This is a genomic window from Streptomyces sp. NPDC023481 (assembly GCF_055560195.1).
On the sequence record NZ_JBVHJE010000013.1, the window covers coordinates 121,524 to 136,172 of the forward strand.

The 14,649-nt window shown below is 73.7% G+C and carries 12 protein-coding genes and 1 riboswitch; of the genes, 3 read left to right on the forward strand and 9 right to left on the reverse strand.

Annotated elements, in window-relative coordinates:
* Window positions 1-341: 341 nt before the first annotated feature.
* Window positions 342-1,382 (forward strand): septation protein SepH, encoded by a 1,041-nt coding sequence (gene sepH, locus ACZ3ZD_RS24610; RefSeq protein WP_467401137.1) that lies wholly within the window; start codon window positions 342-344, stop codon window positions 1,380-1,382.
* Between the two features lie 55 nt (window positions 1,383-1,437).
* On the opposite strand, the gene ACZ3ZD_RS24615 is transcribed toward sepH, so the two are convergent.
* Window positions 1,438-2,289, reverse strand: a complete 852-nt coding sequence (locus tag ACZ3ZD_RS24615) for a sulfurtransferase (protein WP_467401139.1) — start codon at window positions 2,287-2,289, stop codon at window positions 1,438-1,440.
* A 319-nt stretch (window positions 2,290-2,608) separates the two neighbouring features.
* Between ACZ3ZD_RS24615 and ACZ3ZD_RS24620 the strand changes: the two genes are divergently transcribed.
* Window positions 2,609-3,400, forward strand: coding sequence for a VOC family protein (locus tag ACZ3ZD_RS24620; protein ID WP_467401141.1), 792 nt, complete (start codon window positions 2,609-2,611; stop codon window positions 3,398-3,400).
* Window positions 3,401-3,488: 88 nt separating this feature from the next.
* On the opposite strand, the gene ACZ3ZD_RS24625 is transcribed toward ACZ3ZD_RS24620, so the two are convergent.
* The 4 genes from ACZ3ZD_RS24625 to ACZ3ZD_RS24640 all read right to left on the reverse strand — a co-directional run bounded on the left by ACZ3ZD_RS24625 (window position 3,489) and on the right by ACZ3ZD_RS24640 (window position 9,045).
* Window positions 3,489-4,139, reverse strand: a complete 651-nt coding sequence (locus ACZ3ZD_RS24625; protein WP_467401144.1) for a thymidine kinase — start codon at window positions 4,137-4,139, stop codon at window positions 3,489-3,491.
* Window positions 4,140-4,186: 47 nt separating this feature from the next.
* Window positions 4,187-5,377, reverse strand: a complete 1,191-nt coding sequence (locus ACZ3ZD_RS24630; protein WP_467401147.1) for an alkaline phosphatase family protein — start codon at window positions 5,375-5,377, stop codon at window positions 4,187-4,189.
* Entirely contained in the window at window positions 5,377-5,964 is a 588-nt protein-coding gene (locus ACZ3ZD_RS24635; RefSeq protein ID WP_467401151.1) for a DUF5998 family protein, read from the reverse strand. Before ACZ3ZD_RS24635 ends, ACZ3ZD_RS24630 begins: the two co-directional genes overlap by 1 nt.
* 183 nt (window positions 5,965-6,147) lie before the next feature.
* Entirely contained in the window at window positions 6,148-9,045 is a 2,898-nt protein-coding gene (locus ACZ3ZD_RS24640) for a bifunctional acetate--CoA ligase family protein/GNAT family N-acetyltransferase (protein WP_467401153.1), read from the reverse strand.
* Between the two features lie 178 nt (window positions 9,046-9,223).
* On the opposite strand from ACZ3ZD_RS24640, the gene ACZ3ZD_RS24645 reads away from it, so the two are divergent.
* On the forward strand, window positions 9,224-9,505 hold the full coding sequence (locus tag ACZ3ZD_RS24645) for an HPr family phosphocarrier protein (RefSeq protein WP_014675499.1): 282 nt from the start codon (window positions 9,224-9,226) through the stop codon (window positions 9,503-9,505).
* Window positions 9,506-9,679: 174 nt separating this feature from the next.
* Here the strand turns inward: ACZ3ZD_RS24645 and ACZ3ZD_RS24650 are convergent, their stop codons facing one another.
* The 4 genes from ACZ3ZD_RS24650 to ACZ3ZD_RS24665 all read right to left on the reverse strand — a co-directional run bounded on the left by ACZ3ZD_RS24650 (window position 9,680) and on the right by ACZ3ZD_RS24665 (window position 14,484).
* Window positions 9,680-10,366 carry a GntR family transcriptional regulator gene (locus ACZ3ZD_RS24650; RefSeq protein ID WP_467401157.1) on the reverse strand — a complete coding sequence of 229 codons (687 nt, stop codon included), beginning with the start codon at window positions 10,364-10,366 and terminating at the stop codon, window positions 9,680-9,682.
* Window positions 10,367-10,564: 198 nt separating this feature from the next.
* Window positions 10,565-11,320 (reverse strand): M23 family metallopeptidase, encoded by a 756-nt coding sequence (locus ACZ3ZD_RS24655; protein ID WP_467401159.1) that lies wholly within the window; start codon window positions 11,318-11,320, stop codon window positions 10,565-10,567.
* Between the two features lie 12 nt (window positions 11,321-11,332).
* A riboswitch (cyclic di-AMP (ydaO/yuaA leader) is annotated at window positions 11,333-11,495 on the reverse strand.
* A gap of 209 nt (window positions 11,496-11,704) precedes the next feature.
* On the reverse strand, window positions 11,705-13,093 hold the full coding sequence (locus ACZ3ZD_RS24660; RefSeq protein ID WP_467401161.1) for a M16 family metallopeptidase: 1,389 nt from the start codon (window positions 13,091-13,093) through the stop codon (window positions 11,705-11,707).
* Complete coding sequence (locus tag ACZ3ZD_RS24665) at window positions 13,090-14,484, reverse strand: M16 family metallopeptidase (RefSeq protein WP_467401164.1); 1,395 nt, start codon at window positions 14,482-14,484, stop codon at window positions 13,090-13,092. The genes ACZ3ZD_RS24660 and ACZ3ZD_RS24665 overlap by 4 nt, the downstream gene beginning before the upstream one ends.
* Window positions 14,485-14,649: the final 165 nt, after the last annotated feature.

Here is a 14,649-nt window from a genome sequence, read left to right on the forward strand (position 1 = left end):
GTTGCGGAGCGCCAAGTCGCATCCCTTGCCAGAAGTTGGGCGGCGCGCCGATCCACGCACATGGCCCGAATGGAGTACTGTTGCGAGCCCTGGGTCCGGCCTCCCACCAGGGTGTCCGCGGCCTTGCAGGACCGCCGGGAGGGGGCTGGTTGCACAGGGTGACAGAGTTGGTCACTTAGCGTTGCGAACAGGTAACCGTGCCATAACGGCGTTCCCGGGCCCGTGCCCGACACGCCGGGCAACTCGGCAAGGTTGTGGCAGGCTGCACCCGGGCAGGCCACACTCGACTAGCGGAAGCAGCGACGCACGTGACGTCGGCAGGCACCACCCGGGAGGTCCCCATGCCCGAACTGCGTGTCGTGGCCGTCTCGAATGACGGCACACGGCTGGTGCTGAAGGCTGCCGACTCTACGGAGTACACGCTTCCGATCGACGAACGCCTGCGCGCCGCCGTGCGCGGCGACCGTCCCCGTCTCGGCCAGATCGAGATCGAGGTCGAGAGCCATCTCCGCCCGCGTGACATCCAGGCGCGGATACGCGCTGGTGCCACCGCGGAAGAGGTCGCCCAGCTCGCCGGCATCCCCGTCGACCGGGTACGGCGCTTCGAGGGCCCGGTACTCGCCGAGCGCGCCTTCATGGCCGAGCGGGCACGCAAGACCCCGGTGCGCCGGCCCGGCGAGAACTCCGGCCCGCTGCTCGGCGAGACCGTACAGGAGCGGCTGCTGCTGCGCGGCGCCGACAAGGACACCGTGCAGTGGGACTCCTGGCGCCGCGACGACGGCACCTGGGAGGTGCTCCTCGTCTACCGGGTCGCGGGCGAACCGCACTCGGCGAGCTGGACGTACGACCCGCCCCGGCGGCTCGTCCAGGCCGTGGACGAGGAGGCGCGCTCGCTGATCGGCGAGTCCGACGACCTCGCCGTGCCCGAGCCCAGCTTCCCGTTCGTCCCGCGCATCGCCCGGCTGCCGCGCGAGCGTTCGATGGACCGCGCGCTCGAACGGCTCGACCGCGACCGGCCCGGCCTGCCCGCCCCGCCGCCGGAGCCGGACGAGGAGAGCACGGGCGAGCGCGACTCGCTGACCAGCCTGCTGGAGGCCGTACCGAGCTTCCGGGGCGACCTGGTGGTCCCGGAACGCCCGGCGGAGCCCTCGGAGGAGCCCGACGACGAGCCCGACGCCGAGGAGCCGCCGGCGCCCGCCGCGTCCGCCGGCTCCGCCTACGCGGACGTCCTCATGCCGCGTTCCGTCGGCAGCCACCGCGACCGGCTCGTCGGCGCGACCGACCGGCAGGCCGAGGCCGACGGCGTGCGCCCCGGCCGCCGTGCCGCCGTGCCGAGCTGGGACGAGATCGTCTTAGGCACCCGCCGCAAGAAGCAGGAGTAGGACGTCGTAGGACGACGGGAGGGGCACGCGCGCGTGCCCCTCCCCGGCCTGCCCGCTACTGCGGATCCGCCCCCACCGCCACCGGCCGCGCCGGGTCCGCGGACCACTCGGACCACGATCCGACGTACAGGGCCGCCGGGATGCCCGCCACCGCCAGCGCGAGGACCTCGTGGGCGCCGGAGACGCCCGAACCGCAGTACACGCCCACCTCGGTGTCCTCGGACACGCCCAGGGCCTTGAAGCGGTCCCTCAGCTCCACCGCCGGCAGGAAGCGGCCGTCGGGGCCCACGTTCTCCGTCGTCGGCGCCGACACCGCGCCCGGGATGTGCCCGCCGACCCGGTCGACCGGCTCCACCTCACCGCGGTACCGCTCCCCCGCGCGCGCGTCCAGCAGCACCCCCGTACGGGCCAGGGCCGCGGCCCCGTCCGCGTCCAGCAGCCCCGCTGCGGCCGGGGCCGGGACGAAGTCGCCCTCGGCCGGCTCCGGCACCTCGGTGGACAGCGCGCCCCGCCAGGACGGCAACCCGCCGTCGAGCACCCGCACGTCCGGGTGACCCGTCCAGCGCAGCAGCCACCACGCGCGCGCGGCGGCCCAGCCCTGCCCGCCGTCGTACACGACGACCGGCCGCCCCGCCGACACGCCCGCGCGGCGCATGGCGGCACCGAACTCCGCGAGGTCGGGCAGCGGATGCCGGCCCCGCGCGCCGGGCGCGGCGGCCAGCTCCCGGTCCAGGTCCACGAAGACCGCGCCGGGGATGTGCCCGGCCGCGTACTCGGCCCGGCCGTCGAAGGCCGGCGCGCCCGCCGCCTTCGCCACGCTCAGCTGCCAGCGCACGTCCAGCAGCGCGGGCGGGGCGGCCCCCGTCAGCTCGTGCGCGAGATCGGATGCGGTGATGATGGCTGTCATGGCGTCCATCCATACGCCAGGGGTGGCCGCGGCGTCCAGGTCCGGCTACTCTGCTCGGCCGGACAGGCTCGATCACCGGGCGTACCGGTTCGAGCACGTGCTGTACAGCGGGCGAACATCCGTCGGGCTGTGTCAGAAAGCGGCGGGAGACGGCAGATCGGGCATCCTCCGGGAGTGACGGCCGAGCGGGTCGGCAGCGCCCCCGGCACCGCCGGAGAACGCGGGCACCGGCACGGGCCTACCCGCCGGCGGCCTGGACACCCCTTCCGGGGAGCGGAAGCGACACGGCCACCGCGAGGGGCCGGGGAGAGAGAGATCGATGACCGAGGCACGGGAGTCGGCCGGTCCGCACGCGTGGCGCGGGCCCGGCACGCCCTGCTGGGTGAGCCTGATGGTGCACGGGCTGGATGCCACCGAGGAGTTCTACGGTGAGCTGTTCGGCTGGGAGTTCCGGCCGGGCCCGCAGCAGCTCGGCCCGTATGTGCGGGCGCTGCTGGACGGGCGGGAGGTGGCGGGCATGGGCCAGCTGCCGCCGGACCGCCGGCTGCCGGTCGCCTGGACGCCGTACCTCGCCTCGGACGACGTCGACCAGACCGCCGACACGGTACGGCTGTGCGGCGGCACGGTGGCCGTCGGCCCGCTGGACGCCGCCGAGGCCGGGCGGATGGCGATCGCCTCCGACCCCTCCGGGGCGGTGTTCGGCATCTGGCAGGGCTCGGCCCACTTCGGCACGGCGATCAGCGGCGTGCCCGGCACGCCCGTCTGGAACGAACTGGTCACCTACGAGACGGAGAGCGTCGCGAAGTTCTACCGGAGCGTCTTCGGCTACGGGGAGGAGCCGGTGGTCTCCGCCGACTTCGACTACGTGACCCTGCGCCTGGACGGCCGGCCGGTGGCGGGGCTGCACGGCGTGGGCCACGCCCTGCCCCGGGACCGGGGGCCGTACTGGCGGACGTACTTCGAGGTCGCCGACCTCGGCGCGACGCTCCGGCAGGTGACCGGCCTGGGCGGCCGGATCCTCCGCCCGGCCCACGACAGCCCGCACGGGCGGGTGGCGACCGTGGCGGACCCGGAGGGCGCCGAGTTCTCGGTGGTGCAGGACCCGCGCTGAGGCCCGCGGGTCCCGTCCCAGGGCACCTCAAGGGTCCTGAGACGCCCTGCAAAGGCCCCTGAGCCCGGGGCCGGGCCCTGACGGGTTCTCAGGACGCCGAGACGGGCAGCACGTCCGGGGACAGGGCCGCCGCGCGGGCGGACGCGGCGGTCATCCGGCGCCGGTGGTGGCGGCGGCACAGCACCTCGTAGCCGATCTCGCCCGCGGACTGGTTGACGTCGCCGACGACCACCTGGGCGCCCTCGACCACCATCTCGCCGCCCACCGTGCGGGCGTTGTGCGTGGCCCGGGCGCCGCACCAGCACAGCGCCTCCACCTGGAGCACCTCGATCCGGTCGGCCAGCTCCACCAGCCGCTGCGAGCCCGGGAACAGCTTCGAGCGGAAGTCGGTGGTGATGCCGAAGGCGAACACGTCCAGGTCCAGCTCGTCCACCACGCGCGCGAGCTGGTCGATCTGCTCGGGCGCGAGGAACTGCGCCTCGTCCGCGATCACATAGTCGGCCCGGCCGCCCCGTGAGAGATGGTCCACGAGGTAGACGTACAGGTCCTGGCCGTCCTCGACCTCCACCGCGTCGGTGACCAGACCCAGCCGGGAGGACAGCTTGCCCTCGCCCGCGCGGTCGTCCCGGGTGAAGATCATGCCGGCCAGTCCGCGCGCGGAACGGTTGTGCTCGATCTGCAGAGCCAGCGTCGACTTCCCGCAGTCCATCGTTCCGGAGAAGAACACCAGCTCGGGCATGAGGAGTTGAGCACCTTTCGGTGAGTCGTCGGGAGGGGTGGGACGCTTCAGGAGCGTACTTCGAGCAGCGGGACCAGTTGTTCCGCAGGGGTCATCGAGCCGTGGTTGCCGACCAGCGCCGACTCCTTGGGTTCCCGCTCGGAGGCGATGATCAGGACGTCGTCGTGCGCGGCGGCGATCACGTCCCCGAGCCGCGGGTACACGCGCTCGTCCACCCGCGGCCCGAACCAGCCGGCCGCGATCGCCTCGTCCCGCGAGGCCACCCAGAACTGCTCGCCCAGCACCTCGCGCCAGACGGTCAGGACGTCGTTCCCGGCGCCCGGCACCGCGTAGACGTGCCGGGCCCGGCCCTCGCCGCCCAGCTGGGCCACGCCGGCGCGCAGCTCCCAGTCCTCGTCGAAATCGATGCGGTGCCGGTCGTCGAACGGCACGTCGACCATGCCGTGGTCGGCGGTGACGTAGAGGGCGCTGCGCGGCGGGAGCTGCTCGGCGAGGCGCTGGACGAGCCGGTCGACGTACATGAGCTGGCCGCGCCAGGTGTCGGAGGCGACGCCGTAGCGGTGTCCGGCGCCGTCCAGCTCCGAGTAGTACGTGTACACCAGCGAGCGGTCCCCGGCGGCCAGTTGCTCGGCCGCCAGGTCCATGCGGTCCTCGCCGGTGAGCCGGCCGTGGAAGGTGCCGCCGCTGAGCGCCACCTTGGTGAGCGGGGTGTGCTGGAAGGCGGGCGAGGACACCTGCGCGGCGTGCACCCCGGCGTCGTGGGCCAGCTGGAAGACGGTGGGGTACGGCTGCCAGGCGTGCGGTGCGGTGTACGGCTGCCAGCGGAGCTGGTTCATCAGCTCGCCGGTGTCCGGATTGCGCACGGTGTAGCCGGGCAGGCCGTGGAGGCCGGGCGGCAGGCCGGTGCCGACGGAGGCGAGGGAGGTCGCGGTGGTCGCCGGGTAGCCGGCGGTGAGCGGGCGGCCGGTGCCGCCGCGCGAGCTGCCGAGCAGGGAGGTCAGGAAGGGGGCCTCGTCCGGGTGTGCCCGGAGCTGCTCCCAGCCGAGCCCGTCGATCAGGAAGACGCAGACCCGGTCGGTCGCGGTCAGTTCGCCGATCGTGGCGGTCAGACCGGGCACGCCCATGCCGGCGGCCAGGGTGGGCAGCAGGTCGGCCAGGGAGCCGCTGCCGTACTCGGGCAGCGGCGCGGTGTCCAGGGCGAGGGGTTCCGGGTGGTCCCAGGCGGAGAGCTGGGACATCAGCGCGTGAGGTCCGCGGTCGCCTCCGAGATGGCCTGCGCGAAGGCGAGCGTCTGGCGCACCGTCTCCGGGCCGTCCCCGGCCTCGCTGACACGCAGGCTGAGGTCGTCCGCCGTGGAGCTGCCCGTGTAGCCGTGGTCGGCGTCGCAGTTGGGGTCGCCGCAGGCGGCGGGCTCCAGGTCGATACGGCTGACCGCGCCCCAGCCGATGGTCAGCACGACCTCGCGGGGCAGCGTGCCCGGCGTGTACTGCTCCGGGTTGGCGACGACCCGGCTGACCACCACCGAGGAGATCCGGTCGAGCTTCACGGACTCGGTGGAGGTGGTGGCGTACGGCGTCGGGGACGTGCTGTCGGCGGCCTGCTCGTCGGTGTGGCTGACGATGAAGCGGTTGCCGGTGAGGACCAGCACGGTGACGTGCCGGCGCACCTCGTTCTGGTCGAACGTCGTCTCCTGGTGGACCAGGTACGACCGCACGGGCTCGCCGCCCACCGCGGACTCCACCGCCTCGGCCACGAGGGCCGGGTAGTAGCCGCTGCGCTCGATCGCCGCGCGCAGCCCCTGGGTCGTCGTACTGGTCTTGGCCATGGCGTCCATCCTAATCCGTGGGCGGGGGCGGTCCGGGCCAGTCGTGCGGACCGGGGCGGCCCGTACACGCGCGCGCGGGGGCCTCGGCACGGGCCCCGGCCCGGATCCCCGGTCCGTCCCACCGCCGTCCTCGGGCAGCGGCTTCCGTCCGGCGATCTCCCTGTGGTGTGCCCCCCGTCCCGCTCAGTAGGCCGGCAGCGTGCGCGGGCCCAGGTCGTCGCGGGCGGGTGGGGGCGCGAGCCGGACGGTGGCGCCGAGGACGCTCACGCCGTGCGGGGCGACGACGACCGGCTCCAGGGTGACCGCGACCACCTCGGGGTGGTCGTCGACCAGCCGGGACACCCGCAGCAGCAGTTCCTCCAGGGCCGGGGTGTCCACCGGGGTGGAGCCGCGCCAGCCGAACAGCAGGGGGGCCGTCCGGATCGACCGCACCAGCGAGGTCGCCTCCCGGTCGGTGACCGGGATCAGCCGGTGGGCCATGTCACCGAGCAGCTGGGAGGCTGCTCCGGCCAGGCCGAAGGACAGCACGGCGCCGGCCGCCGGGTCGATCACCGCGCGTACGACCGTGTCGACCCCGCGCGGTGCCATGCCCTGCACCACCGGCCGCAGCTCCTCCGGCCGCCCGAACAGTTCGGTCAACTCGGCGTACGCCCGCAGCAGTTGCTCCTCGTCCGCGAGGTCCAGACGGACCCCGCCCAGGTCGGCGCGGTGCCTGAGGTGCGGGGCGGTGGCCTTGAGGGCGACCGGGTAGCCGAGGGAGCGGGCGGCCTCGACGGCGGCCCCCGGGGTGGGCGCGGGCAGGGCGCGGCGCACGGGGATGCCGTACCTGCCGAGCAGCGCGCAGGTCTCCGCGTCGGAGACGGCGAGCCCCTGCCCGCGCGTGAGGAGCTCGCCGATCAGCCGGGCGGCGCCCTTCTCGTCGATGTCGTCGTACTCCGGCACCCTGCCGGGGTCGGTCGCCTCGCGCCGCCACCCCGCATACTTCACGGCTTCGGCGAGGGCCCGGACGGCACGTTCGGCGGCGGGGTAGGCGGGGATGAGGTGGGTGCCCTCGGGTGGGGTGGTGAGGTCGGGTGCGGCCGCTCCCGCGGATCCCTGCGCCCTCTCGCCGGCCCCGGGTACGGCTGCTCCCGCGGATCCCTGCGCCCTCTCACCGGCCCCGGGTACGGCCGCTCCCGCGGATCCCTGCGCCCTCTCACCGGCCCCGGGTGCGGTGCTCGCCGCAGCCGACAGCGCCTCGGCCAGTCCGCCCAGCTCGACGTGGACGACGAGCACCGGCTTCCCCGGCACCGCCGCCGCGGCCGACCGCAGTGCCTGGGCCAGTTCGGCGTCCCCCGGCGAGCCCTCCCCGATCGCGGGGATCGCCGTGACGACGACGGCGTCGTTCGTGCCGTCGGCCAGCGCGGCGGCGAGCGCCCGGTGGAAGTCCTCCGCCGTCGCCCCGGTCGTCAGGTCCACGGGCCGGGCCGGCCGCAGCCCCTCGGCCAGACAGCGGTCGTACGTCAGCACGCCCAGCGACTCGGAGTTGCCGAGGATGGCCACGCGCGGGCCCGCGGGCAGGGGCTGGCGCGCGAGCAGCAGCCCCGCGTCGACCAGCTCGGTGATGGTGTCGACCCGGATCACGCCGGCCTGCCGCAGCAGCGCGGAGACGGTCGCGTACGGCAGCCGGGTGGCCCGGACCGCGTGGCCCTGCGGTGCCGTGCCGGTCCCCTGGACGACCACCAGGGGCTTGGCGGCCGCCGTGCGCCGGGCGAGGCGGTTGAACTTGCGGGGGTTGCCGATGGACTCCAGGTACATGAGGACGACGTCGGTCTCGGGGTCGTCGTACCAGTACTGCAGGACGTCGTTGCCGGAGACGTCCGCGCGGTTGCCGGCGGAGACGAAGGTGGAGACGCCGGTGACCCCGGTGACGCCTCCGCCGCGCCGGTGCAGCCGGGACAGCAGGGCGATGCCGATGGCGCCGGACTGGGCGAACATGCCGATGCGGCCGGGGCGGGGCATCTCGGGGGCCAGCGAGGCGTTCAGCCGGACGTCCGGGGCGGTGTTGATGACCCCGAAGGCGTTCGGGCCGATGATCCGCATGCCGTACGCGCGCGCGGCGCGCACGAGGGCCCGCTGCCGCTCGCGCCCCTCGGGGCCGCTCTCGGCGTACCCGGCCGAGAGCACGACCAGCCCCTGGACGCCGTGTTCGCCGCACTCGGCGACCACGGCGGGCACCTGCTCGGCCGGCACGGCGACGACGGCGAGGTCCACGGGGCCGCCGATGTCCCGCACCGAGCGGTGCGCGGGCACCCCGTCGAGCTGCGTGAGGTCCTCCGGGAAGAGCTTGTTCACGGCGTACAGACCGCCCGCGTAGCCCGCGTCGCGGAGGTTGCCGAGGACGCCGCGGCCCACTCCGCCGGGGGCGCGGCCGACGCCGACGACCGCGACCGAGCCGGGCGCGAGGAGCCGCCGTACCGAGCGGGCCTCGGCGCGCTGCTCCCGCGCGCGCTGCACGGCGAGGGAGCGGTCGGTGGGTTCGAGGTCGAACCCCAGGCGGACGACGCCGTCCTCGAAGCTGCGCTTCTGGGTGTAGCCGGCGTCCGTGAACACCTTGATCATCTTGGTGTTGGCGGGCAGCACCTCGGCGGCGAAGCGGCGGATGCCCCGCTCGCGCGCCACGGCCGCGATGTGCTCCAGCAGGGCGGAGGCCACTCCGCGGCCCTGGTGGGCGTCCTGGACCAGGAAGGCGACCTCGGCCTCGTCGGCGGGCGCGGAGGCGGGCATGCCGTCGGTGCCGATGCGGTCATAGCGTACGGTGGCGATGAACTCGCCGCCGATGGTGGCCGCGAGTCCCACCCGGTCCACAAAGTCGTGGTGCGTGAAGCGGTGGACGTCCTTGGCGGAGAGCCGTGGGTACGGCGCGAAGAAGCGGTAGTACTTCGACTCGTCCGAGACCTGCTCGTAGAAACTGACCAGGCGGTCGGCGTCATCAACGGTGATGGGCCGGATGCGTGCGGTGCCCCCGTCACGCAGCACCACGTCCGCCTCCCAGTGGGCGGGGTAGTGGTGCCGGTCCTGCCGGTCCGCCGAGGTCTGCATGAGCCCCAGAGTACGGCTCGCGTACGACAACGGAGCGAGGCAGTCTGTGGAGGACGACAAGCCGGACCGAGGCCGCGGTCCGGCCCCACACCGGAGCGGGACGCACGTCCCCTCCGGGCACGCTTCACGATATGGGAAACTGGTCTAGACAACCCTGAACACCGAAGGGCAGCAACACATGGCTGAGCGCCGCGTCAACGTCGGCTGGGCCGAGGGCCTCCACGCCCGCCCCGCCTCCATCTTCGTCCGAGCCGCCACGGCCGCAGGCGTCCCGGTGACGATCGCCAAGGCCGGGGGCAACCCCGTCAACGCGGCCTCCATGCTCGCCGTTCTGGGCCTGGGCGCCCAGGGCGGCGAGGAGATCGTCCTCGCCTCCGACGCCGAGGGTGCGGACGCCGCACTCGACCGGCTGGCCAAGCTGGTCTCCGAGGGCCTGGAGGAGCTGCCCGAGACCGTCTGAGCGAGCACCGCACAGAAGCGCCGGAGCCGCGCCGCCTTTTCGGGTGGCGCGGCTTCGGCGTGTGCGGGGTGGCTTTCCCACCGGAAAAGCCACCCGCCGAATTACCGCGCCGTTAATTCGGGCAGCGGAAAAGACCCCGCCCCGAATAACTCCTCTTTGTATACGGCCCCCGTGTTAATGCCGTCGGCCCGACATGTTTACGGCTCGTTGCGAAGTCCTCACACGCTCCGCGCCGCCGGAAAACCGCAGCCGGTGCGCGCCGGTCGCGCGCTCGGCGTGCAGCGTGGTGAGGGCCCGCGCGCGCTCGGCGTCGCCGCGCGCCACCGCGTCCACGATGGCGCCGTGCTCCGTCCAGGACTCCATCGGGCTGACCGGCGCCTCCACCGTGTACATCCAGGCGATCTTGTGCCGCAGCTGGGTGAGCATCGCGGTCAGCGAGGGGCTGCCGGAGGCCTGGGCGAGCGTCTCGTGGAACCAGCCGCCCAGCGAGCGAAGGTCCTCGCTGCCGCCCCTCCTGGCCCGTTCCTGGCCCAGCCGGACCAGGCCGCGCAGCACCTTCAGATGGGCCTCGGTGCGGCGCTGGGCGGCCCGGGCGGCGCCCAGCGGCTCCAGCAGCATCCGCATCTCCAGCAGGTCGGCGGCCTCCTCCTCGGTCGGCTCGGCCACGCACGCGCCCGCGTGCCGGCGCGTCACCACGAAACCCTCGGCCTCCAGGGTGCGCAGGGCCTCACGCACGGGGACGCGCGAGACGCCGTACCGGCGGGCCAGTACCTCCTCGGTGAGGCGGCTGCCGCGCGCGTGGACACCCGCGACGATGTCGTCCCGGACAGCGGTACACACCGAGTGCGCCGGAATACGCATGACCGACCTCCGCCTTAATCCCCGTGAAACGCCGACGATGGACGCGTGTTCCGTGACTCTATTGCAATAGGCCGGAATTTCCGACGGCGGTCCCGGATCCAGGGATATTTTTTGGTCAGCGAATCAGGCGGACACCGCGAAAAACGACGAAAGCCCCGGCTCGGTGAGCCGGGGCTTCGGACGGTCGTGCGCGGGGTGTCAGACGTTCACGCCGTGCTGGCGGAGATAGGCGACCGGGTCGACGTCGGAGCCGTACTCGGGAGTGGTCCGCGCCTCGAAGTGCAGGTGCGGCCCGGTGACGTTGCCGGTGGCGCCGGACAGGCCGATCTGCTGGCCCGGGACGACCTTCTGGCCCACCGTGACCCCGATGGACGACAGGTGCCCGTACTGCGTGTACATGCCGTCGGCCATGCGAATCACGATCTGGTTGCCGTACGCGCCTCCCCAGCCGGTGGAGACGACCGTGCCGGAGCCCACCGCGTGGACGGCCGTGCCGCTGGCGGCGTGGAAGTCGATGCCGGTGTGCGAACCGGAGGACCACAGGGAGCTGCTGGCCTGGTAGCCCGTGGAGACGTACGAGTGCGCGACGGGGGCGACGAAGGTGTTCAGCAGCTTGCGCTCGGCCTCGCGGGCGGCACGGGCCTTGGCCGCGCGCACCTCCGCGGCCCGCTTGGCGGCGGCCTTCGCCGCGGCCTCCTCGGCCGCCTTCAGCTCGGCGGCCTGCTGCTGGGCGGCGGCCTGCGCGTCGATCTGCTCGGGAACGTCCTGGGTCACGGCGAGGACGGGGACGAGCCCGGTCTGCTCCGTGGGGTTCTCGGCGGCGAGCGCCGGGGAGGCGGCGAGGGTGCCGATCACGCCGGTGGTGGTGAGGGCCGCGATACCGGCCGCCTGAGCGGTGGTCCGCTTGACCCGGCCGGGCTTGCGGTGCTTCCCGGTGGCGCACATGAACGCCATGAAGTGGCTGGTCCTTTCCTTCCCTCTCGCCTACCGGGTTAGCTGACGGGTTCGGAGCAGGAAGGTCTCCTACGGGCTCCCCCACTCGCGCGCGGGCGCCCGATTCACCCCAGGGACTGCGTGGGTCCCCGGCTCCCCTGGCTCGCGCCGTACGGGGACTCGGCGATGACTGTCCGGTGCCGCGGGCGCGGCGCACTGCCTGACGAACAGCCCGGATGACGCTACGGCGGCCCGCTCCCCGTCCTCAAACGGAAGCGGCCTTTTGTAGCGCATCCCACAGGGCAGACAGGCAACCTCCGCCCCAAAACGGGCATCTGAGGGAGCGAGTGGAACAACAGGGCCCTGACGACCGACGCGTTGCCAGGGCCCTGCGCGCGCGTGCCGTTACTCGGCCGCCACCACGGTCACTTCACCGATGCCGAGCGCCTCCACCGGCGCCTTGATGGCGGCCGCGTCACCGACGAGGACGGTCACCAGGCGGTCCACCGGGAAGGCGTTCACGACGGCCGCGGTGGCCTCCACCGTTCCCGTGGCGGCCAGCTGCCGGTACAGCGTCGCCTGGAAGTCGTCGGGCAGGTGCTGCTCGACCTGGTCGGCCAGCGTGCTCGCGACGGCCGCCGCGGTCTCGTACTTCAGCGGCGCCACGCCGACGAGGTTCTGCACGGCGACGTCCCGCTCGGCGTCGGTCAGGCCCTCCGCCGCGACGGTCCGCAGCACCTTCCACAGGTCGTCCAGCGCCGGGCCGGTGTTCGGCGTGTCCACCGAGCCGCTGATGGCGAGCATCGCCGCGCCCGTGCCGTCCGGCGCGGACCTGAGGACCTGTCCGAAGGAGCGCACGCCGTAGGTGTAGCCCTTCTCCTCGCGCAGGACGCGGTCCAGGCGGGAGGTGAGGGTGCCGCCGAGGCAGTACGTGCCGAGCACCTGGGCGGGCCACACGCGGTCGTGCCGGTCGGGGCCGATCCGGCCGATGAGCAGCTGCGTCTGGACGGCGCCGGGCCGGTCCACGATGACCACGCGCCCGGTGTCGTCGGCGGTCACCGGCGGCACCGGCCGGGGCTCGCCCGGGGTGCCGGTCCAGGCGCCCAGGGTGTCGCCGAGCAGGCCGTCCAGGTCGACGCCGGTCAGGTCGCCGACGACGACCACGGTGGCCGTGCCGGGCCGCACATGGCGGTCGTAGAAGGCGCGTACGGCCGCCGCGTCGATCTTCTCGACCGTCTCCTCGGTGCCCTGGCGCGGCCGGGACATGCGGGAGGTCGCCGGGAACAGCTCCTTGGAGAGTTCCTTGGCGGCCCGGCGGGAGGGGTTGGCCAGTTCGTGCGGGATCTCGTCCAGGCGGTTGCGGACCAGCCGTTCGACCTCGCTCTCGGCGAAGGCGGGCGCGCGCAGGGCGTCGGCGAGCAGACCGAGGCCCTTGGCCAGGCGGGAGGCCGGGACCTCCAGGCTGAGCCGGACGCCGGGGTGGTCTGCGTGCGCGTCCAGGGTGGCGCCCGCGCGCTCCAGCTCGGCGGCGAACTCCTCGGCGGAATGCTTGTCGGTGCCCTCCGAGAAGGCCCGCGCCATGATCGTGGCGACGCCGTCCAGGCCGGCCGGCTCGGCGTCCAGCGGCGCGTCCAGCAGCACCTCCACGGCGACGACCTGCTGGCCGGGACGGTGGCAGCGCAGCACGGTCAGGCCGTTGTCGAGCGCGGTGCGCTCGGGAGCCGGGAACGCCCAGGGCCGGGCCTCGCCGGGCTGCGGCCGGGGGTGGAAGTCCATGGTGGCGAGTTCGGTCACTTGGCCGTCTCCTCGTTCTCGTTGCCGGCCTCTACGGTGGCTTCCTGCTCCGGGTCCCCGGGGATGTCGGCGTCCTCCACGGCCTGCGGGGACTTCGGCTCGTAGACGAGCACCGCGCGGTTGTCGGGCCGCAGGCGGGCCTTGGCGACCTCCTGGACCTCCTGCGGGGTGACCTCCAGGACGCGCTGGACGGCGGTCAGGGCGAGCTGAGGGTCGCCGAACAGGACCGCGAACCGGCACAGTTCGTCGGCACGGCCGGCGACCGTGCCGAGCCGGTCCAGCCACTCGCGCTCCAGCTGCGCCTGGGCGCGCTCCATCTCCTCGGGCGTGGGGCCCTCCGCGGCGAACCGGGCCAGCTCCTCGTCGATGGCGGTCTCGATGACCGGCACCTCGACGTCACCCGAGGTCTTCACGTCCAGCCAGCCCATGGAGGGCGCGCCGGCCAGGCGCAGCAGGCCGAAGCCGGCCGCGACGGCCGTACGGTCCCGGCGCACCAGCCGGTTGTACAGGCGGGAGGACTCGCCGCCGCCGAGAATGGTCAGGGCGAGGTCGGCCGCGTCGCACGCGCGCGTGCCGTCGTGCGGGAGCCGGTAGGCGGCCATCAGGGCGCGCGCGGGGACCTCCTCCACGACGACCTCGCGCTTCTGCTCGCCGATGACGTCGGGCAGGGAGCCGTCCCGGGGCGCGGGCTTGCCGTCGTGGGAGGCGATGGAGCCGAAGTACTTCTCGACCCAGGCGAGGGTCTGCTCGGGGTCGATGTCGCCGACCACGGAGAGCACCGCGTTGTTCGGCGCGTAGTAGGTGCGGAAGAACGCGCGGGCGTCCTCCAGGGTGGCCGCGTCCAGGTCCGCCATGGAGCCGATCGGCGTGTGGTGGTAGGGGTGGCCCTCGGGGTAGGAGAGCGCGGTCAGCCTCTCGAAGGCCGTGCCGTACGGCACGTTGTCGTAGCGCTGGCGGCGCTCGTTCTTGACGACGTCCCGCTGGTTCTCCATGGACTCGTCGTCCAGGGCGGCCAGCAGGGAGCCCATGCGGTCGGCCTCCAGCCAGAGCGCCAGCTCCAGCTGGTGGGCGGGCATGGTCTCGAAGTAGTTGGTGCGCTCGAAGCTGGTGGTGCCGTTGAGCGAGCCGCCGGCGCCCTGCACCAGCTCGAAGTGGCCGTTGCCCTTCACCTGCGCGGAGCCCTGGAACATCAGGTGCTCGAAAAGGTGAGCCAGGCCGGTACGACCCTTGACTTCGTGGCGGGAGCCGACGTCGTACCAGAGGCAGACCGCCGCCACCGGGGTCAGGTGGTCCTCGGAGAGCACCACGCGCAGACCGTTGGCCAGGCGGTGCTCGGTCGCTGTCAGGCCCCCGGAGCCTGCCTCGGCTGTGGTCGTGTGACCCATGGGCATGTACGTCCCTTCGCGAGCGGAGGCGGTTGATGGAAACCGCGCTTTTCCTGCCGTTCCTGCCACTGTATGCAAAGCGTGCGGGGCCCCGGCGGAGTTCCCGCGGGACGTACGCCCACAGCGGATCGCGTAGCCTGCGTCGGACTCCGCTCCGCCGGTCCGGCGGGC

Excerpts from the sequence above, each read along its gene's own strand:
- sepH (WP_467401137.1), top strand. The coding sequence starts at position 342 with ATGCCCGAACTGCGTGTCGTGGCCGTCTCGAATGACGGCACACGGCTG.
- ACZ3ZD_RS24615 (WP_467401139.1), bottom strand. The coding sequence starts at position 2,289 with ATGACAGCCATCATCACCGCATCCGATCTCGCGCACGAGCTGACGGGG.
- ACZ3ZD_RS24620 (WP_467401141.1), top strand. The coding sequence starts at position 2,609 with ATGACCGAGGCACGGGAGTCGGCCGGTCCGCACGCGTGGCGCGGGCCC.
- ACZ3ZD_RS24625 (WP_467401144.1), bottom strand. The coding sequence starts at position 4,139 with ATGCCCGAGCTGGTGTTCTTCTCCGGAACGATGGACTGCGGGAAGTCG.
- ACZ3ZD_RS24630 (WP_467401147.1), bottom strand. The coding sequence starts at position 5,377 with ATGTCCCAGCTCTCCGCCTGGGACCACCCGGAACCCCTCGCCCTGGAC.
- ACZ3ZD_RS24635 (WP_467401151.1), bottom strand. The coding sequence starts at position 5,964 with ATGGCCAAGACCAGTACGACGACCCAGGGGCTGCGCGCGGCGATCGAG.
- ACZ3ZD_RS24640 (WP_467401153.1), bottom strand. The coding sequence starts at position 9,045 with ATGCAGACCTCGGCGGACCGGCAGGACCGGCACCACTACCCCGCCCAC.
- ACZ3ZD_RS24645 (WP_014675499.1), top strand. The coding sequence starts at position 9,224 with ATGGCTGAGCGCCGCGTCAACGTCGGCTGGGCCGAGGGCCTCCACGCC.
- ACZ3ZD_RS24650 (WP_467401157.1), bottom strand. The coding sequence starts at position 10,366 with ATGCGTATTCCGGCGCACTCGGTGTGTACCGCTGTCCGGGACGACATC.
- ACZ3ZD_RS24655 (WP_467401159.1), bottom strand. The coding sequence starts at position 11,320 with ATGGCGTTCATGTGCGCCACCGGGAAGCACCGCAAGCCCGGCCGGGTC.
- ACZ3ZD_RS24665 (WP_467401164.1), bottom strand. The coding sequence starts at position 14,484 with ATGCCCATGGGTCACACGACCACAGCCGAGGCAGGCTCCGGGGGCCTG.